The 21,105-nt window shown below is 70.6% G+C and carries 20 protein-coding genes; 14 read left to right on the plus strand and 6 right to left on the minus strand.

Annotated features, from left to right (window positions below; translation table 11 throughout):
* Positions 1-10 precede the first annotated feature (10 nt).
* A complete protein-coding gene (locus ABZT02_RS09975) occupies positions 11-1,252 on the minus strand; it encodes a glycosyltransferase 87 family protein (protein ID WP_356016055.1) in 1,242 nt (413 codons plus the stop codon).
* Between the two features lie 120 nt (positions 1,253-1,372).
* Between ABZT02_RS09975 and ABZT02_RS09980 the strand changes: the two genes are divergently transcribed.
* Together ABZT02_RS09980 and ABZT02_RS09985 are read left to right on the plus strand one after the other, a co-directional pair.
* The gene (locus ABZT02_RS09980) at positions 1,373-2,515 is read left to right on the plus strand and encodes a glycosyltransferase family 4 protein (RefSeq protein WP_356016057.1); all 1,143 of its coding nucleotides are present in this window, start codon (positions 1,373-1,375) and stop codon (positions 2,513-2,515) included.
* 83 nt (positions 2,516-2,598) lie between these two features.
* Entirely contained in the window at positions 2,599-4,179 is a 1,581-nt protein-coding gene (locus ABZT02_RS09985; protein WP_356016332.1) for a GMC oxidoreductase, read from the plus strand.
* Positions 4,180-4,198: 19 nt separating this feature from the next.
* Here ABZT02_RS09985 and ABZT02_RS09990 read toward each other — a convergent pair whose 3' ends face one another.
* A complete protein-coding gene (locus ABZT02_RS09990) occupies positions 4,199-5,995 on the minus strand; it encodes an AMP-binding protein (RefSeq protein WP_356016059.1) in 1,797 nt (598 codons plus the stop codon).
* 334 nt (positions 5,996-6,329) lie between these two features.
* Between ABZT02_RS09990 and ABZT02_RS09995 the strand changes: the two genes are divergently transcribed.
* The 6 genes from ABZT02_RS09995 to ABZT02_RS10020 all read left to right on the plus strand — a co-directional run bounded on the left by ABZT02_RS09995 (position 6,330) and on the right by ABZT02_RS10020 (position 11,259).
* On the plus strand, positions 6,330-7,085 hold the full coding sequence (locus ABZT02_RS09995) for a metallophosphoesterase (protein WP_356016334.1): 756 nt from the start codon (positions 6,330-6,332) through the stop codon (positions 7,083-7,085).
* A gap of 83 nt (positions 7,086-7,168) precedes the next feature.
* Positions 7,169-7,609 (plus strand): SRPBCC family protein, encoded by a 441-nt coding sequence (locus ABZT02_RS10000; protein ID WP_356016061.1) that lies wholly within the window; start codon positions 7,169-7,171, stop codon positions 7,607-7,609.
* A 145-nt stretch (positions 7,610-7,754) separates the two neighbouring features.
* Positions 7,755-8,912: an ArsA-related P-loop ATPase gene (locus tag ABZT02_RS10005; RefSeq protein ID WP_356016062.1), complete on the plus strand. Its 1,158-nt coding sequence runs from the start codon at positions 7,755-7,757 to the stop codon at positions 8,910-8,912.
* Between the two features lie 57 nt (positions 8,913-8,969).
* Positions 8,970-9,452: a DUF5304 family protein gene (locus ABZT02_RS10010; protein WP_020119859.1), complete on the plus strand. Its 483-nt coding sequence runs from the start codon at positions 8,970-8,972 to the stop codon at positions 9,450-9,452.
* A gap of 67 nt (positions 9,453-9,519) precedes the next feature.
* A complete protein-coding gene (locus ABZT02_RS10015; RefSeq protein ID WP_356016064.1) occupies positions 9,520-10,473 on the plus strand; it encodes an ROK family glucokinase in 954 nt (317 codons plus the stop codon).
* Positions 10,474-10,551: 78 nt separating this feature from the next.
* Positions 10,552-11,259, plus strand: coding sequence for an endonuclease/exonuclease/phosphatase family protein (locus ABZT02_RS10020; RefSeq protein ID WP_356016067.1), 708 nt, complete (start codon positions 10,552-10,554; stop codon positions 11,257-11,259).
* A gap of 6 nt (positions 11,260-11,265) precedes the next feature.
* Here the strand turns inward: ABZT02_RS10020 and ABZT02_RS10025 are convergent, their stop codons facing one another.
* Both ABZT02_RS10025 and ABZT02_RS10030 read right to left on the minus strand, forming a co-directional pair.
* Positions 11,266-11,850, minus strand: coding sequence for a hypothetical protein (locus tag ABZT02_RS10025; RefSeq protein ID WP_356016069.1), 585 nt, complete (start codon positions 11,848-11,850; stop codon positions 11,266-11,268).
* Entirely contained in the window at positions 11,843-12,622 is a 780-nt protein-coding gene (locus tag ABZT02_RS10030; RefSeq protein WP_356016070.1) for an alpha/beta fold hydrolase, read from the minus strand. Before ABZT02_RS10030 ends, ABZT02_RS10025 begins: the two co-directional genes overlap by 8 nt.
* Before the next feature lie 147 nt (positions 12,623-12,769).
* Between ABZT02_RS10030 and ABZT02_RS10035 the strand changes: the two genes are divergently transcribed.
* The 5 genes from ABZT02_RS10035 to ABZT02_RS10055 all read left to right on the plus strand — a co-directional run bounded on the left by ABZT02_RS10035 (position 12,770) and on the right by ABZT02_RS10055 (position 17,616).
* Positions 12,770-13,540 (plus strand): lysophospholipid acyltransferase family protein, encoded by a 771-nt coding sequence (locus ABZT02_RS10035; protein WP_356016336.1) that lies wholly within the window; start codon positions 12,770-12,772, stop codon positions 13,538-13,540.
* Between the two features lie 39 nt (positions 13,541-13,579).
* Positions 13,580-14,806 carry a DUF5931 domain-containing protein gene (locus ABZT02_RS10040; protein WP_356016071.1) on the plus strand — a complete coding sequence of 409 codons (1,227 nt, stop codon included), beginning with the start codon at positions 13,580-13,582 and terminating at the stop codon, positions 14,804-14,806.
* Complete coding sequence (locus ABZT02_RS10045) at positions 14,803-15,477, plus strand: response regulator transcription factor (protein WP_356016074.1); 675 nt, start codon at positions 14,803-14,805, stop codon at positions 15,475-15,477. The genes ABZT02_RS10040 and ABZT02_RS10045 overlap by 4 nt, the downstream gene beginning before the upstream one ends.
* A 53-nt stretch (positions 15,478-15,530) precedes the next feature.
* Entirely contained in the window at positions 15,531-16,559 is a 1,029-nt protein-coding gene (locus ABZT02_RS10050; RefSeq protein WP_356016076.1) for a 6-phosphofructokinase, read from the plus strand.
* A gap of 61 nt (positions 16,560-16,620) precedes the next feature.
* The gene (locus ABZT02_RS10055) at positions 16,621-17,616 is read left to right on the plus strand and encodes a 2-hydroxyacid dehydrogenase (RefSeq protein ID WP_356016338.1); all 996 of its coding nucleotides are present in this window, start codon (positions 16,621-16,623) and stop codon (positions 17,614-17,616) included.
* On the opposite strand, the gene ABZT02_RS10060 is transcribed toward ABZT02_RS10055, so the two are convergent.
* Both ABZT02_RS10060 and ABZT02_RS10065 read right to left on the minus strand, forming a co-directional pair.
* A complete protein-coding gene (locus ABZT02_RS10060) occupies positions 17,568-19,448 on the minus strand; it encodes an anthranilate synthase family protein (protein ID WP_356016077.1) in 1,881 nt (626 codons plus the stop codon). The genes ABZT02_RS10055 and ABZT02_RS10060 overlap by 49 nt on opposite strands.
* A gap of 101 nt (positions 19,449-19,549) precedes the next feature.
* The gene (locus ABZT02_RS10065) at positions 19,550-19,606 is read right to left on the minus strand and encodes a trp operon leader peptide (RefSeq protein ID WP_078912442.1); all 57 of its coding nucleotides are present in this window, start codon (positions 19,604-19,606) and stop codon (positions 19,550-19,552) included.
* 96 nt (positions 19,607-19,702) lie between these two features.
* Between ABZT02_RS10065 and ABZT02_RS10070 the strand changes: the two genes are divergently transcribed.
* Positions 19,703-21,055, plus strand: coding sequence for a class II 3-deoxy-7-phosphoheptulonate synthase (locus ABZT02_RS10070; RefSeq protein ID WP_356016080.1), 1,353 nt, complete (start codon positions 19,703-19,705; stop codon positions 21,053-21,055).
* The last annotated feature ends 50 nt before the right edge of the window (positions 21,056-21,105 follow it).

Genomic DNA, 21,105 nt, shown 5'->3' on the forward strand with positions numbered 1-21,105 from the left:
CCGCCAGGGCTCAGGAGGAGGCCGAGGGTTCGCGGGCCGGGGCGGTGGGTTGATCCGGGACCGGGGCCGGCGGGGGCTGGTTCGGGACCGTCGCGCGCCACAGCTCGCGCATCCCGATGACCGTGGCGAGGACCAGCAGGCCGTTGCGCACGAACAGGAGGGTGATGCCGAGCGGGGTGCTGCCCACGACGTCCGAGAACCAGATCGGGAACTCCAGGACCGTCACGAAGCACGCCACCAGCACCATGACGGCCGGCACGCCCATCCGGCTCGCGCGAAAGCACAGACAGGCCGCCGCGAGACCGACCAGCCACACCATGTACTGCGGGCTGATCACCCGGCTGGTGGTGGTGAACATCAGCACCGCGACCAGCGCCGCGTCGGCCGCCGTGTGCGCCTCGAACCGGGTGGCCGTCAGCCGCCACAGCAGCAGCAGTCCGAAGGCCATGCCGGTCAGCACGAGCGCGGCGGTGCTGACGGCGGTCACCCAGGGGCCGAGGAACTCGACCGAGCCGTAGTTGAGCAGGACCGAGCCGTCCCAGCCGTGGTGGCGGGCGATGTGGAAGACCAGCGAGCCCAGTGACTCCACCTCGGTGCCCCGCTCCCGCTGGAAGGTCAGGAAGGCGAAGGCCCCGGGCATCGACACCGAGAACAGGGCGGCCACCACGGCGGCCGTCACCGCCGCCGAGGCCCACACGCTGCGCCTGCGGATCCCGACCAGGATCAGCGCCGGCCACACCTTCAGCATCGCCCCGAAGCCCACAAGCGCCCCCGCCACCTTCGGATGCCGGGCGGCCGCGAGCACCGCGGCGACCGCCACCGCGGTCACCATCACGTCGTAGCGGGAGTAGACGGTCGGGCCGAGCAGAGGTACGCCCGCCACCCACACCCAGGCCCCCCGCAGCCGCCGCCCGTCCCGCAGGCCCGCGTACAGCAGCAGGAGGAGGACGACCAGGTCCGCCGCGAAGGCCATGAGGAAGAAGGCCTGCGTGTACTCCAGGAAGGGCAGCAGCGCGGGAGAGAGGATCGCGAGGGCCGCGGCCGGCGGGTACTGCCAGGTCACGTCGTCCTGAGGGAACGTTCCGGTGCGCAGGACGTCGTACCAGCCCTGGTAGATGACCGACACGTCACTGGTGACGTCCGGGCCGGGGAAGACGTACACCTTGTAGACCCACAGCAGGAGCAGCAGCCTGGTCACGCCCCAGGTCAGCAGCAGTCCGGTCAGGGACCGCCGCCCGGCCTTCGTCTCCACGTGATCCCCTGCCGTTCTCATTCGGTCTTGAGGGGAACATGATGTCCCGCTCTCCTGTGAGGGTGCCATAAACATGGCCGCGCCCGGCTGTGAGCAGCCGGTTCGGTAGGGTCGGCCGCGATGCACAAGACCCTGATCGTGACGAACGACTTCCCGCCCCGCCCGGGGGGCATCCAGGCCTTCCTGCACAACATGGCGCTGCGGCTCGACCCCGAGCGCCTCGTCGTCCTCGCCTCCACCTGGAAGCGCGGCCGTGAGGGCGTCGAGGCGACCGCCGCCTTCGACGCCGAGCAGCCCTTCACCGTCGTACGGGACCCCACGACCATGCTGCTGCCGACGCCGGGGGCCACCCGCAAGGCCGTCGGGCTGCTGCGCGAGCACGGCTGTACGTCGGTGTGGTTCGGGGCGGCCGCGCCGCTCGGACTGATGGCGCCGGCACTCAGGAAGGCCGGTGCGCAGCGGCTGGTGGCCACGACCCACGGGCACGAGGCCGGATGGGCCCAACTGCCCGCCGCGCGCCGGCTGTTGGGGCGGATCGGGGAGTCGACCGACACGATCACCTACCTCGGCGAGTACACGCGGTCGAGGATCGCCGGCGCGCTGACGCCTCAGGCGGCCGGGCGGATGGTGCAGCTGCCGCCGGGGGTCGACGAGAAGACCTTCCATCCCGGCTCGGGCGGCGACGCCGTGCGGGCGCGGCTGGGGCTGAGCGACCGGCCGGTGGTCGTGTGCGTGTCCCGGCTCGTGCCGCGCAAGGGGCAGGACACGCTGATCCTCGCCCTGCTGCGGATTCTCCGGAAGGAGCCCGACGCCGTGCTGCTGATCGTCGGCGGCGGGCCCTATGAGAAGGGGCTGCGCAAGCTTGCCCACGAGACCGGGGTGGCCGGCTCCGTCCGCTTCACCGGCGCCGTGCCCTGGGCCGAGCTGCCCGCGCACTACGGCGCCGGGGACGTCTTCGCCATGCCGTGCCGGACCCGCCGGGGCGGGCTCGACGTCGAGGGGCTCGGGATCGTGTATCTGGAGGCCTCGGCGACCGGACTCCCGGTGGTCGCGGGTGACTCCGGGGGCGCCCCCGACGCCGTCCTCGACGGCGAGACCGGGTGGGTGGTGCGGGGCGGCTCCCCCGAGGAGGCCGCCGAGCGGATCACCGTCCTCCTCGGCGACGCGGAACTGCGGAGGCGCATGGGGGAGCGGGGACGGGAGTGGGTCGAGGAGAAGTGGCGCTGGGATTTGTTGGCCGAGAAGTTGAAGACGTTGCTCTAGCCGGAGGCCGATAATCCGCCGATGCTGCGCGCATGACAGTAAAACTGATGCAGCGTCAGCTGACTAGACGTCAGATCCTTGGTATGGCCGCCCTCCAGACGGCGGCCACTCTCGGCTTCACCCGCGTCGGCCTCCAGTCGGCCCACGCGGACGAGCCCGACGCGGTCGAGTCCGCGCCCGCCATCGTCGTCGGCTCCGGCTACGGGGCCTCCGTCGCCGCCCTCCGTCTCGGCCAGGCCGGCATCCGCACCCTCGTCCTCGAGATGGGCCGGCTCTGGAACACCGCCGGCGCCGACGGCAAGGTCTTCTGCAACACCGCCAGCCCCGACCAGCGCTCCATGTGGTTCCGCACCCGCACCGAGGCCCCGCTGGCCACCTTCCTGTGGCTGGACGTCGTCAACAAGGACGTCAGCCCCTACCCCGGCGTCCTGGACCGGGTGCACTTCAACAACATGTCCGTCTTCGTGGGCCGCGGGGTCGGCGGCGGCTCCCTGGTCAACGGCTCGATGGCGGTCACCCCGCTCCAGTCCTGGTTCGCCGAGCAGTTCCCGACCGTCGACACCGCGGAGATGTACAGCACGTACTTCCCGCGCGCCCGCGCCATGCTCGGCGTCAACACGATCGACCCGGCCTGGTTCGAGTCGACCGAGTGGTACCAGTTCACCCGGGTCTCCCGGAAGCACGCCACCAACACCGGCCTGAAGACCACCTTCGTGCCCAGCGTCTACGACTTCGGCTACATGCAGCGCGAGGCCGCCGGCACCGCCACCAAGTCCGCCCTCGGACAGGAGGTCATCTACGGCAACAACCACGGCAAGAAGAGCCTCGACAAGTCCTACCTCGCCTCCGCGCTCGGCACCGGCAACGTCACCATCCACACCATGGAGAAGGTCACCGGGATCAGCCGGGCGAGCGACGGCACCTGGGTGCTGACCGCCGACCGCATCGACTACACCGGCGCGGTCGTCGAGACCAAGCAGTACGGCTGCACCTATCTGTTCCTCGGCGGCGGCAGCCTCGGCACGAGTGAACTCCTGCTCCGGTCACGGCAGTCGGGCACCCTCCCGGCGCTGGACGCGAGCGTCGGGGCGGGCTGGGGCCCCAACGGCAACGTGATGCTCGGCCGGGCCAACCACCTGTGGGACACCGTCGGCGCCAACCAGTCGACCATGCCGGTCATGGGCATCGACGACTGGGCCAACACGGACAACCCCGTCTTCGCCGAGATCGCGCCTTTACCCACGGGACTGGAGCACTGGGTCAGCCTGTATCTGGCGATCACCAAGAACCCCCAGCGCGCCAAGTTCTCCTACGGCAGCGGGGGGTTGGGGCTCGACTGGAACGCCGCGCAGAGCTCGGTCTCCTCCGGCATGGCCAAGAAGCTCTTCGACCGGATCAACTCCGCCAACTCGACCATCTACCGGTACGACCTCTTCGGCTCTCCCAGCAGGGTCTTCGCCGACGACTTCACCTACCACCCGCTCGGTGGCTGCGTGCTGGGCAAGTCCACCGACAACTACGGCCGGGTGAAGGGCTATTCGAAGCTGTACGTCACCGACGGCTCGCTGATCCCCGGCAACATCGGGGTGAACCCGTTCGTCACCATCACCGCGCTCGCCGAACGGACAATGGCGCGGGTCCTCGTCGAGGACACCGCGCCATGACGTTCCGTCAGGAGGCGTACTACTTCGCGTAGATCGCCTCGATCTCGGCCGCGTAGTCCTTCGCCACCACATTGCGCTTCAGCTTCAGTGACGGCGTGAGGTGGCCCGTCTCCTCCGTGAACTGGGAGGACAGAATGCGGAACTTCCGCACCGATTCCGCCTTCGACACCGCGGCGTTGCCGTCGTCGATCGCGGCCTGGATCGCCGCGTTCAGGTCCGCGTCCCCGGCCAGCGACGCCGCGGTGGAACCCGCCGGCTTGCCGTGCTCCTCGGCCCAACGGCCCAGGAACTCCTCGTCGATGGTGACCAGCGCGCCCACGAACGGCCGTCCGTCGCCCACCACCATGCACTCCGCGACCAGCGCGTGCGCCCGGATACGGTCCTCGATCACGGCCGGGGCGACGTTCTTGCCGCCCGCGGTGACGATGATCTCCTTCTTGCGGCCGGTGATCCTCAGGTAGCCGTCCTCGTCGAGGGTGCCGATGTCACCGGTGTGGAACCAGCCGTCGGTGAGCGCCTCGGCGGTCGCGGCCTCGTTGTTCCAGTAGCCCTTGAACAGGTGCTCGCCGTGCAGCAGCACCTCGCCGTCGTCCGCGATCCGGATCACCGAGCCCGGCAGCGGCTGCCCGACCGTGCCGATCTTCGTGCGGTCCCAGGGGTTGAACGCGGTCGCGGCACACGACTCGGTCAGGCCGTAGCCCTCCAGGACCGTGAAGCCGATACCGCGGAAGAAGTGACCCAGGCGCTCGCCGAGCGGGGCGCCGCCGGAGATGGCGTACTCGCCACGACCGCCCAGCACGGCCCGCAGCTTGCTGTAGACCAGCTTGTCGAAGGTCTTGTACTTGATCTTCAGGCCCAGTGACGGGCCCGACGGGGTGTCCAGCGCCTTGCTGTAGGCGATCGCGGTGTCGGCGGCCTTGTCGAAGATCTTGCCCTTGCCGTCCGCCTGCGCCTTGGCGCGCGCCGAGTTGTAGACCTTCTCGAAGACGCGCGGGACGCCGAGGATCAGCGTCGGCCGGAAGGACGCCAGTTCGTCGGTGAGCTGCTTGATGTCCGGGACCATGCCCAGCTTGATCGGCGCCATCATCGGCGCGATCTGCACCAGCCGGCCGAAGACGTGCGCGAGCGGCAGGAAGAGCAGGACCGAGCACTCGCCGGTGCGGAACAGCGGGCGCAGCCGCTCCACGATGTTGCCGCACTCCGCGAAGAAGCTGCGGTGGGTGAGCACACAGCCCTTGGGGCGGCCGGTGGTGCCACTCGTGTACACGATGGTCGCCGGGTCGTCGGCCTTCGCCAGCGAGCTGCGCTCCTCGACGGCCGCGTCGCTGATGTCCTTGCCCGCGCGGCCCAGCTCCTCGACCCCGCCGCCCTCGATCTGCCAGACGTGCTTGAGCGCGGGCAGCTGCTCCCGCACCGACTCGACGGCCGCGTTGTGACCGTCGAGCTCCACGACACAGGCGGTCGCGCCCGAGTCGGAGAGGATCCACTGGATCTGCTCCGGCGAACTGGTCTCGTACACCGGCACGGTGACCGCGCCCGCGCTCCAGATCGCGAAGTCGAGCAGCGTCCACTCGTAGCGGGTACGGGACATCAGACCGACCCGGTCGCCCGGCTGGACGCCGGAGGCGATGAGCCCCTTGGCGGCGGCGTGCACCTCGACCAGGAAGGCCGTGGCCGTCACGTCCTGCCACTGACCGCCCACCTTGCGGGCGATGACGGCGACGTCGGGATGTTGCGCGGCGTTTCTCCGGACGATGTCGGTGAGATTGCCGTCCGCAGGGACCTCGTACAAAGCCGGAAGGCTGAACTCGCGCAAGACTGCTGCTCCTCATAGGGCGCCGGCGCCACGACGTTGTGTGATGCGACGGTCGGTCCAAGGCTCGGGCAGGTGCTCAGGGATTCAGTAATTGAATGCTGAGCACGACTGGACTGCCCGGACGTTACCCGCCGGTATGGCTTCTTCGACAGGGGGTCCCGGCGAGATGTTCGCTGCGTCACACGGATTGGGGTTCTTCGGCACAGTAGTCCACCTGCTTACTGACTGGCCAGTAACCGCAAGCCCGGGCGGCACTGTTCACGTATGCCGCACAGCCTTACTCTTGATCGTCATGGCACCCACACCGGCCGGATACCGGAAGACACGCGTACACGTGGTCAGCGATGTGCACGGCAACGCCCGTGACCTGGCCAGAGCCGGCGAGGGTGCCGACGCCCTGATCTGTCTGGGCGACCTGGTGCTGTTCCTCGACTACGCCGACCACTCGCGCGGCATCTTCCCCGACCTGTTCGGCGTGGAGAACGCGGACCGCATCGTCGAACTGCGCACCGCCCGCCGCTTCGAGGAGGCGCGGGAACTCGGGGCCCGGCTGTGGGGCGGGATCGGCACCGACCGGGGTCCGGTGATCGAGAAGGCCGTGCGCAAGCAGTACGCCGAGATGTTCGCCGCCTTCCCGACACCGACGTACGCGACCTACGGCAATGTCGACATGCCGTCTCTGTGGCCGGAGTACGCCGGACCCGGGACGACCGTGCTCGACGGCGAGCGGGTCGAGATCGGCGGCTGGACGTTCGGCTTCGTCGGCGGCGGTCTCAGAACCCCCATGCGCACGCCGTACGAGATCAGCGACGAGGAGTACGCCGCGAAGATCGAGGCGGTCGGCGAGGTCGACGTGCTGTGCACACACATCCCGCCGGAGGTGCCGGAGCTGGTCTACGACACGGTGGCGCGGCGGTTCGAGCGGGGAAGCCGGGCGCTGCTGGCCGCGATCCGCCGCACCCGGCCCCGGTACTCGCTGTTCGGCCACGTCCACCAGCCCCTGGCCCGGCGGATGCGGATCGGGACGACCGAGTGCGTGAACGTCGGGCACTTCGCGGGGACCGGGAAGCCGTGGGCGCTGGAATGGTGAGGGCGTCCGCGCGGTAGCCTTCACGCTGCACAGACGTGCGTACCACCCTTCCTCACCGGACCATATCTGGAGGAGCCACGGCGATGGCGGAACACACCAGTTCGAGCATCACGATCGAAGCTGCGCCGGCCGACGTCATGGCCGTGATCGCCGACTTCGCCCGCTACCCGGACTGGACGGGTGAGGTGAAGCAGGCGGAGGTGCTCTCGACGGACCCGTCCGGCCGCGCCGAGCAGGTCCGGCTGGTCATGGACGCGGGCGCCATCAAGGACGACCAGGTCCTCGGCTACACCTGGACCGGCGAGAACGAGGTCTCCTGGACGCTCGTCAAGTCCCAGATGCTGCGGCAGCTGGACGGTTCGTATGTGCTGAAGCCGGCGGGTGCGGGGTCGACGGAGGTCACGTATCTTCTGACGGTCGACGTCAAGATCCCGATGCTGGGCATGATCAAGCGCAAGGCGGAGAAGGTCATCATCGACCGGGCGCTGGCGGGGTTGAAGAAGCGGGTCGAGTCGGGGCAGTAGGGCGCTCTTCGGGTGCGGGTCCGTGGGGGCTGGTCGCGCAGTTCCCCGCGCCCCTAGGTGGGTACAGCCGGGCGTGCTTCGACTGCACCCACTCAGGGGCACGGGGATCGGGACCGAACCGCGGCGTCCGTTACCGTTCACCCCTATGCGCACCATCCTGATCACGGGCCCTGGCGGCAGCGGCCGTACGACCGTCGCCGCCGCCACCGCGCTCGCCGCCGCCCGCGAGGGAACCCGCACCCTGGTGCTGAGCGCCGACCGTACCGACACCCTCGGCACGATCCTCGGCGTACCCACCGGCCCCGCCCCCACCCAGGTCATCCCCACCCTCACCGCCTGGCGCCCCGACGCCACCGCCGGTTTCCGGGACGACCTCGCCGGCTTCCAGGACCGTGCCTCCAACGTGCTCGACCTGCTCGGCGCCTCCCGCCTGGACCCCGAGGAGGTCACCCCCCTCCCCGGCGCCGAGGAACTCACCCTTCTGAGGGCCCTGCGCGACGCCGCCCTCTCCGAGCGGCACGAGCTGCTCGTCGTGGATCTGCCGCCCACCCCGCAGGCCCTCGCCCTCCTCTCCCTGCCCGATGAGCTGCGCCGTTACCTGCGCCGGCTCCTGCCCGCCGAGCGCCAGGCGGCCGCCGGCCTGCGCCCCGTCCTCGGACGGCTCGCCGGCATCCCCATGCCCTCGGAGTGGCTGTACGAGACCGCAGCCCGCTGGGACACGGAACTCGGCGCGGTCCAGGCCGTCCTCGCCGACCGGCAGGCCGTGGTACGACTCGTCGCCGAACCCGGCCCGGCCGGCACCGACGCCGTACGGGCCGCGAGCCTCGCCCTCGCCCTGCGGGGCCTGCGCCCCGATGCCCTGGTCGCCAACCGCGTCGTACCGGAGGACTGGCCCGCGGGACTCGTCGCCCAGCAGCGCAAGGCCCTGGAGGAGTGGCAGGAGTCGTACGACGTCCGGGCCCTCCCGCATCTCGGCCACGACCCGCGCGGCAGTGACGACCTCGCCGCGCTGACCGTCCCCGGGGTCAACGACACGACCTCCACCGTCGAGTGGCCCGTGGTCGATCACCTCGCCGAGGACGGCGTGCTGGTGTGGCACCTCCCGCTGCCCGGCGCCGTCCGCGACGAACTGGACCTGATCCGGCGCGGCGACGAACTCGTCGTCAGCGCGGGGCAGTTCCGCCGGATCGTCCCGCTGCCCTCCGCGCTGCGTCGCTGCACCGTCGCCGGCGCCGCCCTGCGCGAGGGCGAACTGCGGATCCGGTTCGCGCCGGACCCGGATCTGTGGCCGCGCACCCCGTGAACCGCGTACGCCCATTCGGGTAACGTCGGAGAGACGAACCGTAGTCAGGAGTCCGTCATGAGCGAAGAGCTCCCCCCGTCCGACGCCGCAGACCGCGAGCCCGCGGACGCCGTGGACGAGGTACGGGCGACCGACGCCGACGCGTGGGCGACGGCGGTCGCGGAGGATCTCGCGGCGGAGAAGGCCCGCCGCCGCACCCAGTACGGCCCGCCGCCGGGCTCGGCCGCCGAGGAGCTGCGCAAGCTCGTCGACAACGTCGCCGAGAAGCTGTCCGGCCTCCAGTCCCCGCTCCTCGGGGGCATCGCCGGACCCGCCGCCCAGCAGGTGGTCAAGCAGGTCGTCCAGCAGGCCAAGGCCGCGGTCGAGCCGGTCATCGAGCGCAACCCGGACGTCTTCGACCATCTCGCCGCCGCCGGTGGCGAACTCCTCGCCGCGTACCGCTCCGCGGTCCAGGCGCAGGAACAGCGCTGGAGCCGGCGCGACGACACCCTGCGCGACAAGGGCGAGGACCCCGGCCCCGAGCGCATCGATCTGGACTGAAACCCCCTGACGGCAGGGCCTCGGGTACGGTTGGCCGTAGCGGGGCTCGACCGAAACTGAGGGATTCATGGGACTCACCATCGGCGTCGACATCGGCGGCACGAAGATCGCGGCCGGCGTGGTCGATGAGGAAGGCAACATCCTCTCGACCCACAAGGTGCCGACCCCGGGCACGGCCGAAGCCATCGTGGACGCGATCGCCTCGGCGGTGGAGGGCGCGCGCGCCGGGCACGACATCGTGGGCGTGGGCATCGGTGCGGCCGGATACGTCAACCGCCAGCGTTCGGAGGTCTACTTCGCCCCCAACATCCACTGGCGCAACGAGCCGCTGAAGGAGAAGGTCGAGACCCGTGTCGGCCTTCCGGTCGTCGTGGAGAACGACGCCAACGCGGCCGCGTGGGGCGAGTACAAGTTCGGCGCGGGCAAGGGCCACCGCAACGTCATCTGCATCACCCTGGGCACCGGCCTCGGCGGCGGCATCATCATCGGCAACAAGCTGCGTCGCGGCCACTTCGGCGTGGCGGCCGAGTTCGGCCACATCCGCATGGTCCCGGACGGGCTCCTGTGCGGCTGCGGCTCGCAGGGCTGCTGGGAGCAGTACGCCTCCGGCCGTGCCCTCGTGAGGTACGCCAAGCAGCGCGCCAACGCCACCCCGGAGAACGCCGAGATCCTCCTCGGTCTCGGCGACGGCAGCCCCGACGGCATCGAGGGCAAGCACATCTCCATGGCCGCCCGCCAGGGCGACCCGGTCGCGGTGGACTCCTACCGTGAGCTCGCTCGCTGGGCCGGTGCGGGCCTCGCCGACCTCGCCTCCCTCTTCGACCCCTCCGCCTTCATCGTCGGCGGCGGTCTCTCGGACGAGGGCGAACTGGTCCTGGACCCGATCCGCAAGTCCTACAAGCGCTGGCTGGTGGGCGGCAACTGGCGCCCGGTCGCCGACGTCATCGCGGCCCAACTGGGCAACAAGGCGGGCCTGGTGGGCGCGGCGGACCTGGCGAGAGAGCCGGACCCGATCATGTAAGGGTGACTTCGCCCGCTCAGGGGCGCGGGGCTGTCGCAGTCGGTCCTCGCGCCCCCCACGGGGCGTAGATTGATCCACATGGTTCCGGTCAAAGTCCTGAGCTACAACATCCGCTCGATGCGGGACGACACAGACGCGCTGGCCCGAGTCATCAGGGCCTGCGAACCAGATCTCGTCCTGATCCAGGAAGCCCCCCGCTTCTTCCGCTGGCGCAAGAAGCTGGCCAGGCTGGCGTCCGCCGCAGGACTGGTCGTCCTCACCGGCGGCGGCACCGCGGCGGGCCCCGCGATCCTCTGCAACCTCCGCGCCACGGTCGAACGCACCGAGGACGTCCTGCTGCCCCTCACCCCCGGCCAGCACCGAAGGGGCTTCGCCACCGCCGTCGTACGACTCGGCGGCGCCCGGCTCGGCGTCCTGAGCTGTCACCTGTCGTTGCAGAAGGACGAGCGCCACGATCAGGCGGGCATGCTCCTCGACCGCCTGGCCGGAATGGGCGTGGACCACGCCGTCGCGGGCGGCGACCTCAACGAACACCCTGCCGGCCCCGCCTTCACCCGCATCGCGGACAGCCTTCAGGACTGCTGGGCGACCAGCCCCACCGGCGGCGAACTCACCTGGACCCGCACCGAACCCCACCGGCGCATCGACGCGATCTTCGCCACGAAGGGCATCGAGGTGGTCGGCTGCGGAGTCCCCACGGACCTGGCCGGAATCACGGAGCAAGACCTGAGGGCGGCCACCGACCACCTTCCGGTCCTGGCCACCCTCAACATCCCCGCGACCTGAGCCGCACTAGACCACGGCCCCGCGGCCGGGCCCCTCGTCGTCCTCGTCGTCCGCCCGCATCCGCGTCACCAGCGTGACGAAGCCGCCCAGGAACCCACCGATACCGACCGTGGCCAGCCACCACGTCATCTCCCAGCCGAGCAGCACCGCGACCAGCAGCAGCATCGGCCCGCCGAGCACCCCCAGCCAGGCGAACTTGGCGGTGGTGTCGGCGGCGGGCAGCGGCGGCGGCTCCGGCGGCACGAAGTGCCCCTCGTCGTCCTCCTCGAAGTCGTCCTCGGAGGGCTCCGGCGCGCTGTAGTCACGCGGTCCGACGCCGGGCGCGAAGGAGACGGAACCGCCCAGCGGCTTCGCCGGCTTCTCGTCCTTCTGCTTGGGCTCCGTCTTCTCCGCCGTCACCGTCGGCTCGTCGTTCGTCTCGGTCTCCAGGAGCGCGAGATCCTCGACCGACTTGAAGGGCTTCGTGCCCGGCGGGTCCGCCGGCTCCTCGCCGTACCCGGCGACGATGGCCGCCCACGCGGCCTCCTCGTCGAACGGGACGCCCTGCTCGTCCGGCTCGCGGTCCTCGCGGTCGGAGTCGTGCTCAGCCACGGGCGGCCGTCCCTTCACTGCCGATGCCGGTGGTGTGCCGGCCGATGAACGCGAGGCTCTCGTCGAAAATCCGCTCCGCGTCATGGTCCAACGTCGCCACGTGGTAGCTCTGTTCCAGCACGATCTCCGTCACGTCCGTCGACGACACCCGGCTCAGCACGCGCGCGGAGTCGGCCGCCGGCACCACGTGGTCCTGGGTGCTGCGCAGCACCAGCAGTGGCTGGGTGACCTGCGGCAGCTCGCCGTCGACCTGCCGGAAGAAGGTCCGCAGGGAGTGCGCCGCGTGCAGCGGCACCTTGTCGTACCCCAGCTCGACGCTGCCCTCCTTCTTGATGTCGCTGGCGATCCCGGGCGCCGTACGGACGAAGTGGCGGGCCACCGGGAGGGCGTACGGCGCGAGACCGTGCATGCGGTTCGCCGGGTTGACGACCACGACGCCGCTCACCGCGTCCCCGTGCTTGGCGGCCAGCCGCAGGGCCAGGGTGCCGCCCATCGACAGCCCCGCCACGAACACCGAGGTGCAGCGCTCGCTCAGGGTGCGCAGCTCGCGGTCCACCTCGGCGTACCAGTCCTGCCAGCCGGTGAGGGCCATGTCCTGCCAGCGGGTGCCGTGCCCGGGCAGCAGCGGCAGGGAGACCGTCAGGCCGTGCTCGGCGAGGTACTGGGCCCAGGGCCGCAGCGACTGGGGGGAACCGGTGAAGCCGTGGCAGAGAAGGACACCGGCCTCCCCGCCCTCATGGCGGAACGGCTCGGCTCCGGGGAGGACCGGCACCTAGGTCTCCTGTTCATGAAAGAAGCGTGAGCAAGTCCAGGTGAGGTTCACCGTACGCGACCGCACTGACACCGACCAGGGCCGTCGGACTGTTTGACAGGGCTCCGGGTTAAGGTCTGTTCGACGGACACAGGAGGCACTCGGTTGTTGTACGGCACGATGAAGGTCGCCATCGGAGGGCCGCTGAAGGTCGCCTTCAGGCCCTGGGTGGAAGGCCTCGAGAACATTCCCGCCGAGGGCCCCGCCATCCTGGCGAGCAACCACCTCTCGTTCTCCGACTCCTTCTTCCTGCCCGCGGTGCTCGACCGCAAGGTCACCTTCATCGCGAAGGCCGAGTACTTCACCACGCCGGGGGTGAAGGGCCGCCTCACGGCCGCCTTCTTCAAGGGCGTCGGCCAGCTCCCGGTGGACCGCTCCGGGGCGCGCGGCGCGGGGGAGGCGGCCATCAAGAGCGGCCTCGACGTCCTGGAGCGCGGTGAGCTGTTCGGCATCTATCCCGAGGGCACGCGCTCGCCCGACGGCCGCCTGTACCGCGGCAAGCCCGGCGGCCTCGCGCGCGTGGCGCTCGCCAGCGGCGCCCCGGTCATCCCGGTCGCCATGATCGACACCGAGAAGATCCAGCCGCCCGGCAAGGTCATGCCCAAGCTGATGCGACCGGGCATCCGCATCGGCGAGCCGCTGGACTTCAGCCGCTACCAGGGCATGGAACACGACCGTTTCGTGCTGCGCGCGGTCACCGACGAGGTCATGTACGAGATCATGAAGCTCTCCGGCCAGGAGTACGTCGACATCTACGCGACCGCCGCCAAGCGGCAGATCTCGGAAGCGGCCAAGGCCGAGAAGGCCGCCAAGGCGGAGAAGGCGGCCAAGGCGGCTGTCACGAAGGCCGAGGACAAGCCCCAGCCGCCGGCGTCCTAGGATCCTGGGACACGGAAGTCGGGGCCGGGGGTGGGGGAGATGGCCAAGCAGGTACGCGTCATGCGCATGTCGGTCGAGCAGCCGCTGTGGCGTGCGCTGACCGGGTACCGGGTGCTCACCATGCTGTACGCGGTCGGCCTCTTCGCCACCGCCTACGACGAGTTCGACCGGCCCGGCATCGCCATCGCCTACTACGTCGTCCTGTGCGTGTGGACGCTCGCCACCCTGCCCCGCGTCCAGAACGCGGCCGCGTGCACCAAGCGTTTCCTCGCCGTGGACCTCGCGATCGCGGTCAGCGGGATCGTGCTGACCCCGCTGGTCGTCAACGACCACCACATCGACAGCGGCGGCTCCACCCTGCCGTCGATATGGACCGCCGGTTCCGTCCTCGCCTTCGCCATCAAGGGCGGCTGGCGCTGGGCCGCGCTCGCCTCCACACCGGTCGCCGCGGCCAACCTGTTCGAGCGCGGCCACCCGGCCCGCGACACCGTCCACAACGTGATCCTCGTCTGGGTCGCCTCCATCGCCATCGGCTACGTCGTCGAGGTCGCCCGCGCCTCCGAGCGCACCCTCGCCCGCGCCCTGGAGATCGAGGCGGCGACCCGGGAGCGCGAGCGCCTGGCCCGGGACATCCACGACAGCGTCCTCCAGGTGCTCGCCATGGTGCAGCGCCGGGGAGCCGTCATGGGCGGCGAGGCGGCCGAGCTGGGCCGGATGGCCGGCGAGCAGGAGGTGGCGCTGCGCACCCTGGTCTCCGGCGGGCTGACGTCCGTCTCCCGGGTGTCGGCGGACGCGGCCCAGGGGGCGGTCGTCCACGTCGTCGACGACGAGCCGGACGACGAGTCGGTCGACGGGGCGCTCGACCTGCGCGCGCTGCTCGCCCCGTACGCCTCGGCGAAGGTCTCCCTCGTCGAGCCCGGCGCCGCCGTCCCGCTGCCCCCGCCCGCCGCCCGGGAGCTGGCCGCGGCCGTGGGAGCCGCCCTGGACAACGTGCACCGGCACGCTGGTGAGCACGCGCGTGCGTGGATCCTCGTCGAGGACGAACCCGACGAGGTGATCGTGACCGTGCGGGACGACGGGCCCGGCATCCCCGAGGGCCGGCTCGCGCAGGCCGAGGGGGAGGGGCGGCTGGGAGTGGCCCAGTCGATCCGGGGCCGGCTGCGCGATCTCGGCGGCAGCGCCGAGCTGATCTCGCCTCCCGGGCAGGGCACGGAGGTCGAGCTGAAGGTACCGAAGGTCTCACGGGGGAAGGCAGGACAGCGATGAGCGACAAGGGTCCGATCAAGGTGATGGTGGTCGACGACCACCCCATGTGGCGCGACGCGGTCGCCCGGGACCTGGCCGAGTCCGGCTTCGACGTGGTCGCCACCGCGAGCGACGGCGACCAGGCGGTACGCCGGGCCAAGGCCGCCGGGCCCGATGTGCTGGTGCTCGACCTGAACCTGCCGGTGAAGCCCGGCGTCCAGGTCTGCAAGGAACTCGTCGGCCACAACCCGGCCCTGCGCGTGCTCGTGCTGTCGGCGAGCGGTGAGCACGCCGACGTGCTGGAGGCCGTGAAGTCGGGTGCGACCGGCTATCTGCTGAAGTCGGCGTCGACGGAGGAACTCCTGGACGCGGTCCGCCGTACGGCCGTCGGCGACCCGGTCTTCACGCCCGGCCTCGCGGGGCTGGTCCTCGGTGAGTACCGCCGCCTCGCCTCCGATCCCGCGCCCACCACCGACCCCGACCGGCCGAAGGCCCCGCAGCTCACCGAGCGCGAGACCGAGGTGCTGCGGCTGGTCGCCAAGGGCCTGAGCTACAAGCAGATCGCCGAGCGTCTGGTCATCTCCCACCGCACGGTCCAGAACCACGTCCAGAACACCCTCGGCAAGCTGCAACTCCACAACCGGGTCGAGCTCGTCCGCTACGCCATCGAACGCGGCCTCGACGACGAGTGAGACGCGCGTCACACTGACCCTTCGTCAGGCACCTGCGGCGAAGGGACCTTTCCATGCGCGTCGGAGTACTGACCGGAGGCGGCGACTGCCCCGGCCTCAACGCCGTCATCCGGGCCATAGTCCGCAAGGGCGTACAGGAGTACGGCTATGACTTCACCGGCTTCCGGGACGGCTGGCGGGGTCCACTGGAGGACCGCACCGTACGTCTCGACATCCCGGCCGTCCGCGGCATCCTGCCCCGCGGCGGCACCATCCTCGGCTCCTCGCGCACCAATCCGCTGAAGCAGCAGGACGGCATCCGCCGGATCCAGGAGAACCTGGCCGCGCGAGAGGTCGAGGCGCTCATAGCGATCGGCGGCGAGGACACGCTCGGCGTCGCCGCGCAACTGTCCGACCAGCACGGTGTGCCCTGTGTCGGCGTACCGAAGACCATCGACAACGACCTCTCCGCCACCGACTACACCTTCGGCTTCGACACCGCGGTCGGCATCGCCACGGAGGCCATCGACCGCCTGCACACCACCGCCGAGTCCCACATGCGCGTCCTGGTCTGCGAGGTGATGGGCCGTCACGCCGGCTGGATCGCCCTGCACTCCGGCCTCGCGGGCGGCGCCAACGTCATCCTCATCCCCGAGCAGCGCTTCGACGTCGACCAGGTGTGCGCCTGGATCACCTCCCGCTTCAGGGCGTCGTACGCCCCGATCGTGGTCGTCGCCGAGGGCGCCATGCCCAAGGACGGTGACATGGTCCTCAAGGACGAGTCGCTCGACTCCTTCGGACACGTGCGGCTGTCCGGGGTCGGCGAGTGGCTGGCCAAGCAGATCGAGAAGCGCACCGGCAAGGAGGCCCGCACGACCGTCCTCGGGCACATCCAGCGGGGCGGCACCCCCAGCGCCTTCGACCGCTGGCTCGCCACCCGCTTCGGCCTGCACGCCATCGACGCCGTCCGCGACGGCGACTTCGGCAAGATGGTCGCCCTGCGCGGCACCGACATCGTGCGGGTGCCGATCGCGGAGGCGACGGCGAAGCTGAAGACGGTCGATCCGGAGCTGTACGACGAGGTCGGGGTGTTCTTCGGCTGACCCGGCGGGAGTCGGCCGTGGGTCGTATATTCGGCCCATGGCCGACCAAAGGGGAGACGTCCTGGAGATCCTTGCCTTCGGTGTGCAGGCCGACGAGAAGCCCCTGATCGAGAGCGCCTTCGCCGGGCACCACGAGGTCCGCTGCCTGGACGTCTTCCTCAACGAGGACACCGCCCCCATCGCGTCCGGCTACGAGGCCGTCTCCACCAGCGTCAACGCCGAACTCGGCGCCCGCGTCCTGGAGGTCCTCGCGGCGGGCGGCACGCGGATGATCGCCCAGCGCTCCACCGGCTTCAACAACATCGACCTCCAGGCGGCCGAGCGCCTCGGCATGACGGTCGCCCGGGTCTCGTACTACTCGCCGTACTCGGTCGCCGAGTTCGCCTGGACCCTCGCCATGGCGGTCAACCGCCGTGTCGTGCGCGCCTCCACGCGCACGCGTGACTTCGACTTCCGCCTCGACGGACTGATGGGCCGCGACATGCACGGCCGCACCGCAGGCGTCCTCGGCACCGGCAAGATCGGCGAGGCCTTCACCCGGATCGCCCACGGCTTCGGCATGCGGCTGCTCGGCTGGGACGTCGCCGAGAACCCCGTCTGTCTGGAACTCGGCATGAAGTACGTCCCCAAGGAGCAGCTGCTCGCCGAGTCCGACCTGATCACCCTGCACGTCCCGCTGATGCCGGAGACCACCCACCTCCTGGACGCCGACGCCCTGAAGGCCATGAGGGACGACGCGATCCTGGTCAACTCCAGCCGGGGCGGCCTCATCGACACCGCGGCCCTCGTCGACGAACTGCGCGAGGGCCGCTTCTCGGGCGTCGGCCTCGACGTGTACGAGGCGGAGGCGGGCCTGTTCTACGTCGACCGGTCCCTGGAGGCCATCGAGGACGACACCCTGGCCCGCCTGGTCACCTTCCCGAACGTCCTGGTCACCTCCCACCAGGCCTACTACACCGAGGACGCCGTCGGCCAGATCATCGACGCCACGGTGCGGAACGTCCTCGACTACACGGCGGGCCGCCGCTCCGGGAACGTACTGGTACCCCGCAGCTGAGCCACCAGCTCCCGCACGACGGCGGCGCCGTTCAGCGTCAGGACCGACTCCGGGTGGAACTGCACCCCGGCGAAGCCCGGCCCGCGCAAGGCATGCACCTCGTGCGTGCCGCTCCGGCTCACCTCGACGCCGTGCGCGGCCAGCTCCCGGGCGGCGTCGTCGTCGCAGCGCGCCACGAAGCTGTTGTAGAAGCCGACCGTCTCCGGCCGCCCGAACAGGTCGACCGTCGTCTGCGCCCCCTGGTAGGGCACTTCCTTCCGTACGATCTCAAGGCCCAGCTCGGCCGCGATCAGCTCCTGCCCGAGGCAGACGCCGAGCACGCCGTGCCGGTGCTCCCGAATCACCAGCGCGGTCAGCTCCCGCAGGAACCGCATCTTGGGATCGTGCAGGTCGGACGGGTCGCCGGGACCGGGGCCGAGCACGACGAGCCCCTCGTGCGCGAGCACCGCGTCCTGGAGACCGGGCTCGTCATAACGCCGTACGGTCACCTCCAGGCCGCTCGACCGCAGCACGTGCGCGAGCATCGCCGTGAAGGTGTCCTCGCCGTCGACCACCAGGGCGTGTCCGGTGAGTTGCTCGGCCCGCTCCTGCATCCGCAGCCAGAAGGGGGCGAGGTTCGTGCGGCGCCCGTCGAGCGCGGCACGCACGCGTGGGTCGTCGGCGAGACTCACGCGCGCGTGCTCCGCACGCGGCCGGGACGGTCGTACGCCGAGAGCCGCCAGCACCCCCGCCGCCTTCGCGTGGGTCTCCGCGACCTCGCTCGCCGGGTCCGAGCCGCGCACGAGGGTCGCACCGACCGGGACCCTCAGGTGTCCCTCGGTGGAGATGTCCGCCGTGCGGATGAGGATGGGGGAGTCCAGGGTCTGCGCCCCGCCGGAGTCCCGGCCGAGCAGCGCCAACGCGCCCGCGTAGTAGCCGCGGCCCCCGACCTCGTGCCGCTCGATGACCCGGCAGGCGTTCTGCACCGGAGAGCCGGTGACGGTCGCCGCGAACATCGTCTCCTTGAGGACCTCCCGCACGTCCAGCGAGGACTTGCCGCGCAGTTCGTACTCGGTGTGCGCGAGGTGCGCCATCTCCTTGAGCCGGGGCCCGATGACGACCCCGCCCATGTCACCGACGGTGCACATCATCTTGAGCTCCTCGTCGACGACCATCGACAGCTCCTCGATCTCCTTGCCGTCGGCCAGGAAGTCGAGCAGGTGCTCGGGGGTGGGGCCCTCGGCGGGGTAGCGGTAGGTCCCGCTGATCGGGTTCATGACGACGGTCCCGCCGGACATCCGCACATGCACCTCGGGGCTCGCGCCCACCAGGGTGCGCTCGCCGGTGTGGACCACGAAGGTCCAGTACGCGCCCCGCTCGCCCACCAGGAGCCGCCGGAACAGCGCGAGGGCGTCCGCGCGGGAGAATCCCGGGATCTCTCCCTCGTACGTCCGCCGGATCACGAAGTTGGCGCCCTCACCGCGCCCGATCTCCTCGTGCAGGACACGCCCGACGATCCCGGCGTACTCCTCGTCGGGGACGTCGAAGCCGCCGTTGTCGACCCGGACGTCATGAGCGGGCAGTTGATCGAGTGCCTCCCGCAGGGACAGCGCGTGGGTCTCCTCGGGCGTCAGCACCGTGAGCGGCGTGCCGTCGTCCCGTACGTCGAAACCGCGCTCACGGATCTGGCGGAAGGGGACGAGCGCGAGGCCCTCGTCGGGGAGGTCGGCGAGTCGGTCGCAGGTGCCGACCGGGCCGACGAGCAGTTCGATCGTGTTCTCGTCGTGGCCCGGGGTGCGGCGGCGCAGCAGGGCGAAAGGGCGGTCGTCGTGCAGGAGCTGGGTCAGGTCCATAATTCCTCAGCTGTCGATGACTCGATGTCGGTGAGGAACGGCCCCGGACACGCCGAAGGCCGCCCCTCGGGCGGCCTTCGCGAAGTCTTGCGTACGCGCAGTCAGTGGGCCGCCGGATGAGCGGTCCACCACCAGTTCTGGGTCGAAAGCGCGAACATGCGCCGCACCTTACCCCATGCGCACCTGAGCGGGGCCGTGTCTCACCTGTCGAGCCGTGCGAAAACGACTCGACACGACCCCGTAATGTGGAGGGCGTGACCGTGAACGCTAAGACCAGCGCCAGCGCTGGCAACACCTGGCGAGACCTGCCCGCGGCGCAGCAGCCCGAGTACCCCGACACCGAGGCTCTGCGCGCAGTGATCGCGGACCTCGAGTCGTATCCGCCGCTCGTCTTCGCGGGCGAGTGCGACCAGCTGCGCGCCCGGATGGCGGCCGTCGCCAAGGGAGAGGCGTTCCTCCTCCAGGGCGGCGACTGCGCCGAGGCCTTCGACGCCGTGTCCGCGGACCACATCCGCAACAAGCTCAAGACCCTGCTCCAGATGGGTGCCGTGCTGACGTACGCGGCCTCGGTGCCGGTCGTGAAGGTCGGCCGGATCGCCGGCCAGTACTCCAAGCCGCGCTCCAAGGGCACCGAGACCCGTGACGGCGTGACGCTGCCGACGTACCGGGGCGACTCCGTCAACGGCTTCGAGTTCAACGAGAAGGCCCGCATCCCGGACCCCGAGCGCCTGAAGCGGATGTACAACGCGTCCGCCTCCACGCTCAACCTGGTGCGCGCCTTCACCACCGGCGGCTACGCCGACCTGCGCCAGGTGCACGCCTGGAACCAGGACTTCGTGAAGTCGTCCCCCTCCGGCCAGCGCTACGAGCAGCTGGCCCGGGAGATCGACCAGGCGCTGAACTTCATGCGGGCCTGCGGGACCGACCCGGAGGAGTTCAAGACCGTCGAGTTCTACTCCTCGCACGAGGCGCTGCTGCTGGACTACGAGTCGGCGCTCACCCGCGTGGACTCGCGCTCGGGGCAGCTGTACGACGTCTCCGCGCACATGGTGTGGATCGGTGAGCGCACCCGGCAGCTGGACGGCGCGCACATCGAGTTCGCCTCGCAGATCCGCAACCCGATCGGCATCAAGCTCGGTCCGACGACCACGGCCGAGGAGGCGCTGCAGTACATCGAGCGTCTGGACCCCGACCGCGAGCCCGGCCGGCTGACCTTCATCGTGCGCATGGGCGCCGACAAGGTCCGCGACAAGCTGCCCGAGCTGGTGGAGAAGGTCTCCGCCTCCGGCGCGACCGTCGCCTGGATCACCGACCCGATGCACGGCAACACCTACGAGGCGGCCTCCGGTCACAAGACCCGCCGCTTCGACGACGTGCTCGACGAGGTCAAGGGCTTCTTCGAGGTCCACAAGGGCCTGGGCACGCACCCGGGCGGCATCCACGTCGAGCTCACCGGTGACGATGTCACCGAGTGCGTGGGCGGCGGCGACGAGATCTTCGTCGACGATCTGCACCAGCGCTACGAGACGGCCTGCGACCCGCGGCTCAACCGCAGCCAGTCGCTCGACCTGGCGTTCCTGGTGGCGGAGATGTACCGCGACCAGTAGCCATGGGTTTCATCGAAGTGGGGCGCGGATCACATACGATCCGCGCCCCA

Origin of the sequence: Streptomyces sp. NPDC005402, from assembly GCF_040606575.1 — a bacterium.
Classification (GTDB): domain Bacteria; phylum Actinomycetota; class Actinomycetes; order Streptomycetales; family Streptomycetaceae; genus Streptomyces.

Bases quoted from the DNA above. Each gene is read 5' to 3' on its own strand.
- ABZT02_RS09980 (WP_356016057.1), top strand. From the start codon at position 1,373: ATGCACAAGACCCTGATCGTGACGAACGACTTCCCGCCCCGCCCGGGG.
- ABZT02_RS09985 (WP_356016332.1), top strand. From the start codon at position 2,599: ATGGCCGCCCTCCAGACGGCGGCCACTCTCGGCTTCACCCGCGTCGGC.
- ABZT02_RS10000 (WP_356016061.1), top strand. From the start codon at position 7,169: ATGGCGGAACACACCAGTTCGAGCATCACGATCGAAGCTGCGCCGGCC.
- ABZT02_RS10005 (WP_356016062.1), top strand. From the start codon at position 7,755: ATGCGCACCATCCTGATCACGGGCCCTGGCGGCAGCGGCCGTACGACC.
- ABZT02_RS10010 (WP_020119859.1), top strand. From the start codon at position 8,970: ATGAGCGAAGAGCTCCCCCCGTCCGACGCCGCAGACCGCGAGCCCGCG.
- ABZT02_RS10015 (WP_356016064.1), top strand. From the start codon at position 9,520: ATGGGACTCACCATCGGCGTCGACATCGGCGGCACGAAGATCGCGGCC.
- ABZT02_RS10020 (WP_356016067.1), top strand. From the start codon at position 10,552: ATGGTTCCGGTCAAAGTCCTGAGCTACAACATCCGCTCGATGCGGGAC.
- ABZT02_RS10040 (WP_356016071.1), top strand. From the start codon at position 13,580: ATGGCCAAGCAGGTACGCGTCATGCGCATGTCGGTCGAGCAGCCGCTG.
- ABZT02_RS10045 (WP_356016074.1), top strand. From the start codon at position 14,803: ATGAGCGACAAGGGTCCGATCAAGGTGATGGTGGTCGACGACCACCCC.
- ABZT02_RS10050 (WP_356016076.1), top strand. From the start codon at position 15,531: ATGCGCGTCGGAGTACTGACCGGAGGCGGCGACTGCCCCGGCCTCAAC.
- ABZT02_RS10060 (WP_356016077.1), bottom strand. From the start codon at position 19,448: ATGGACCTGACCCAGCTCCTGCACGACGACCGCCCTTTCGCCCTGCTG.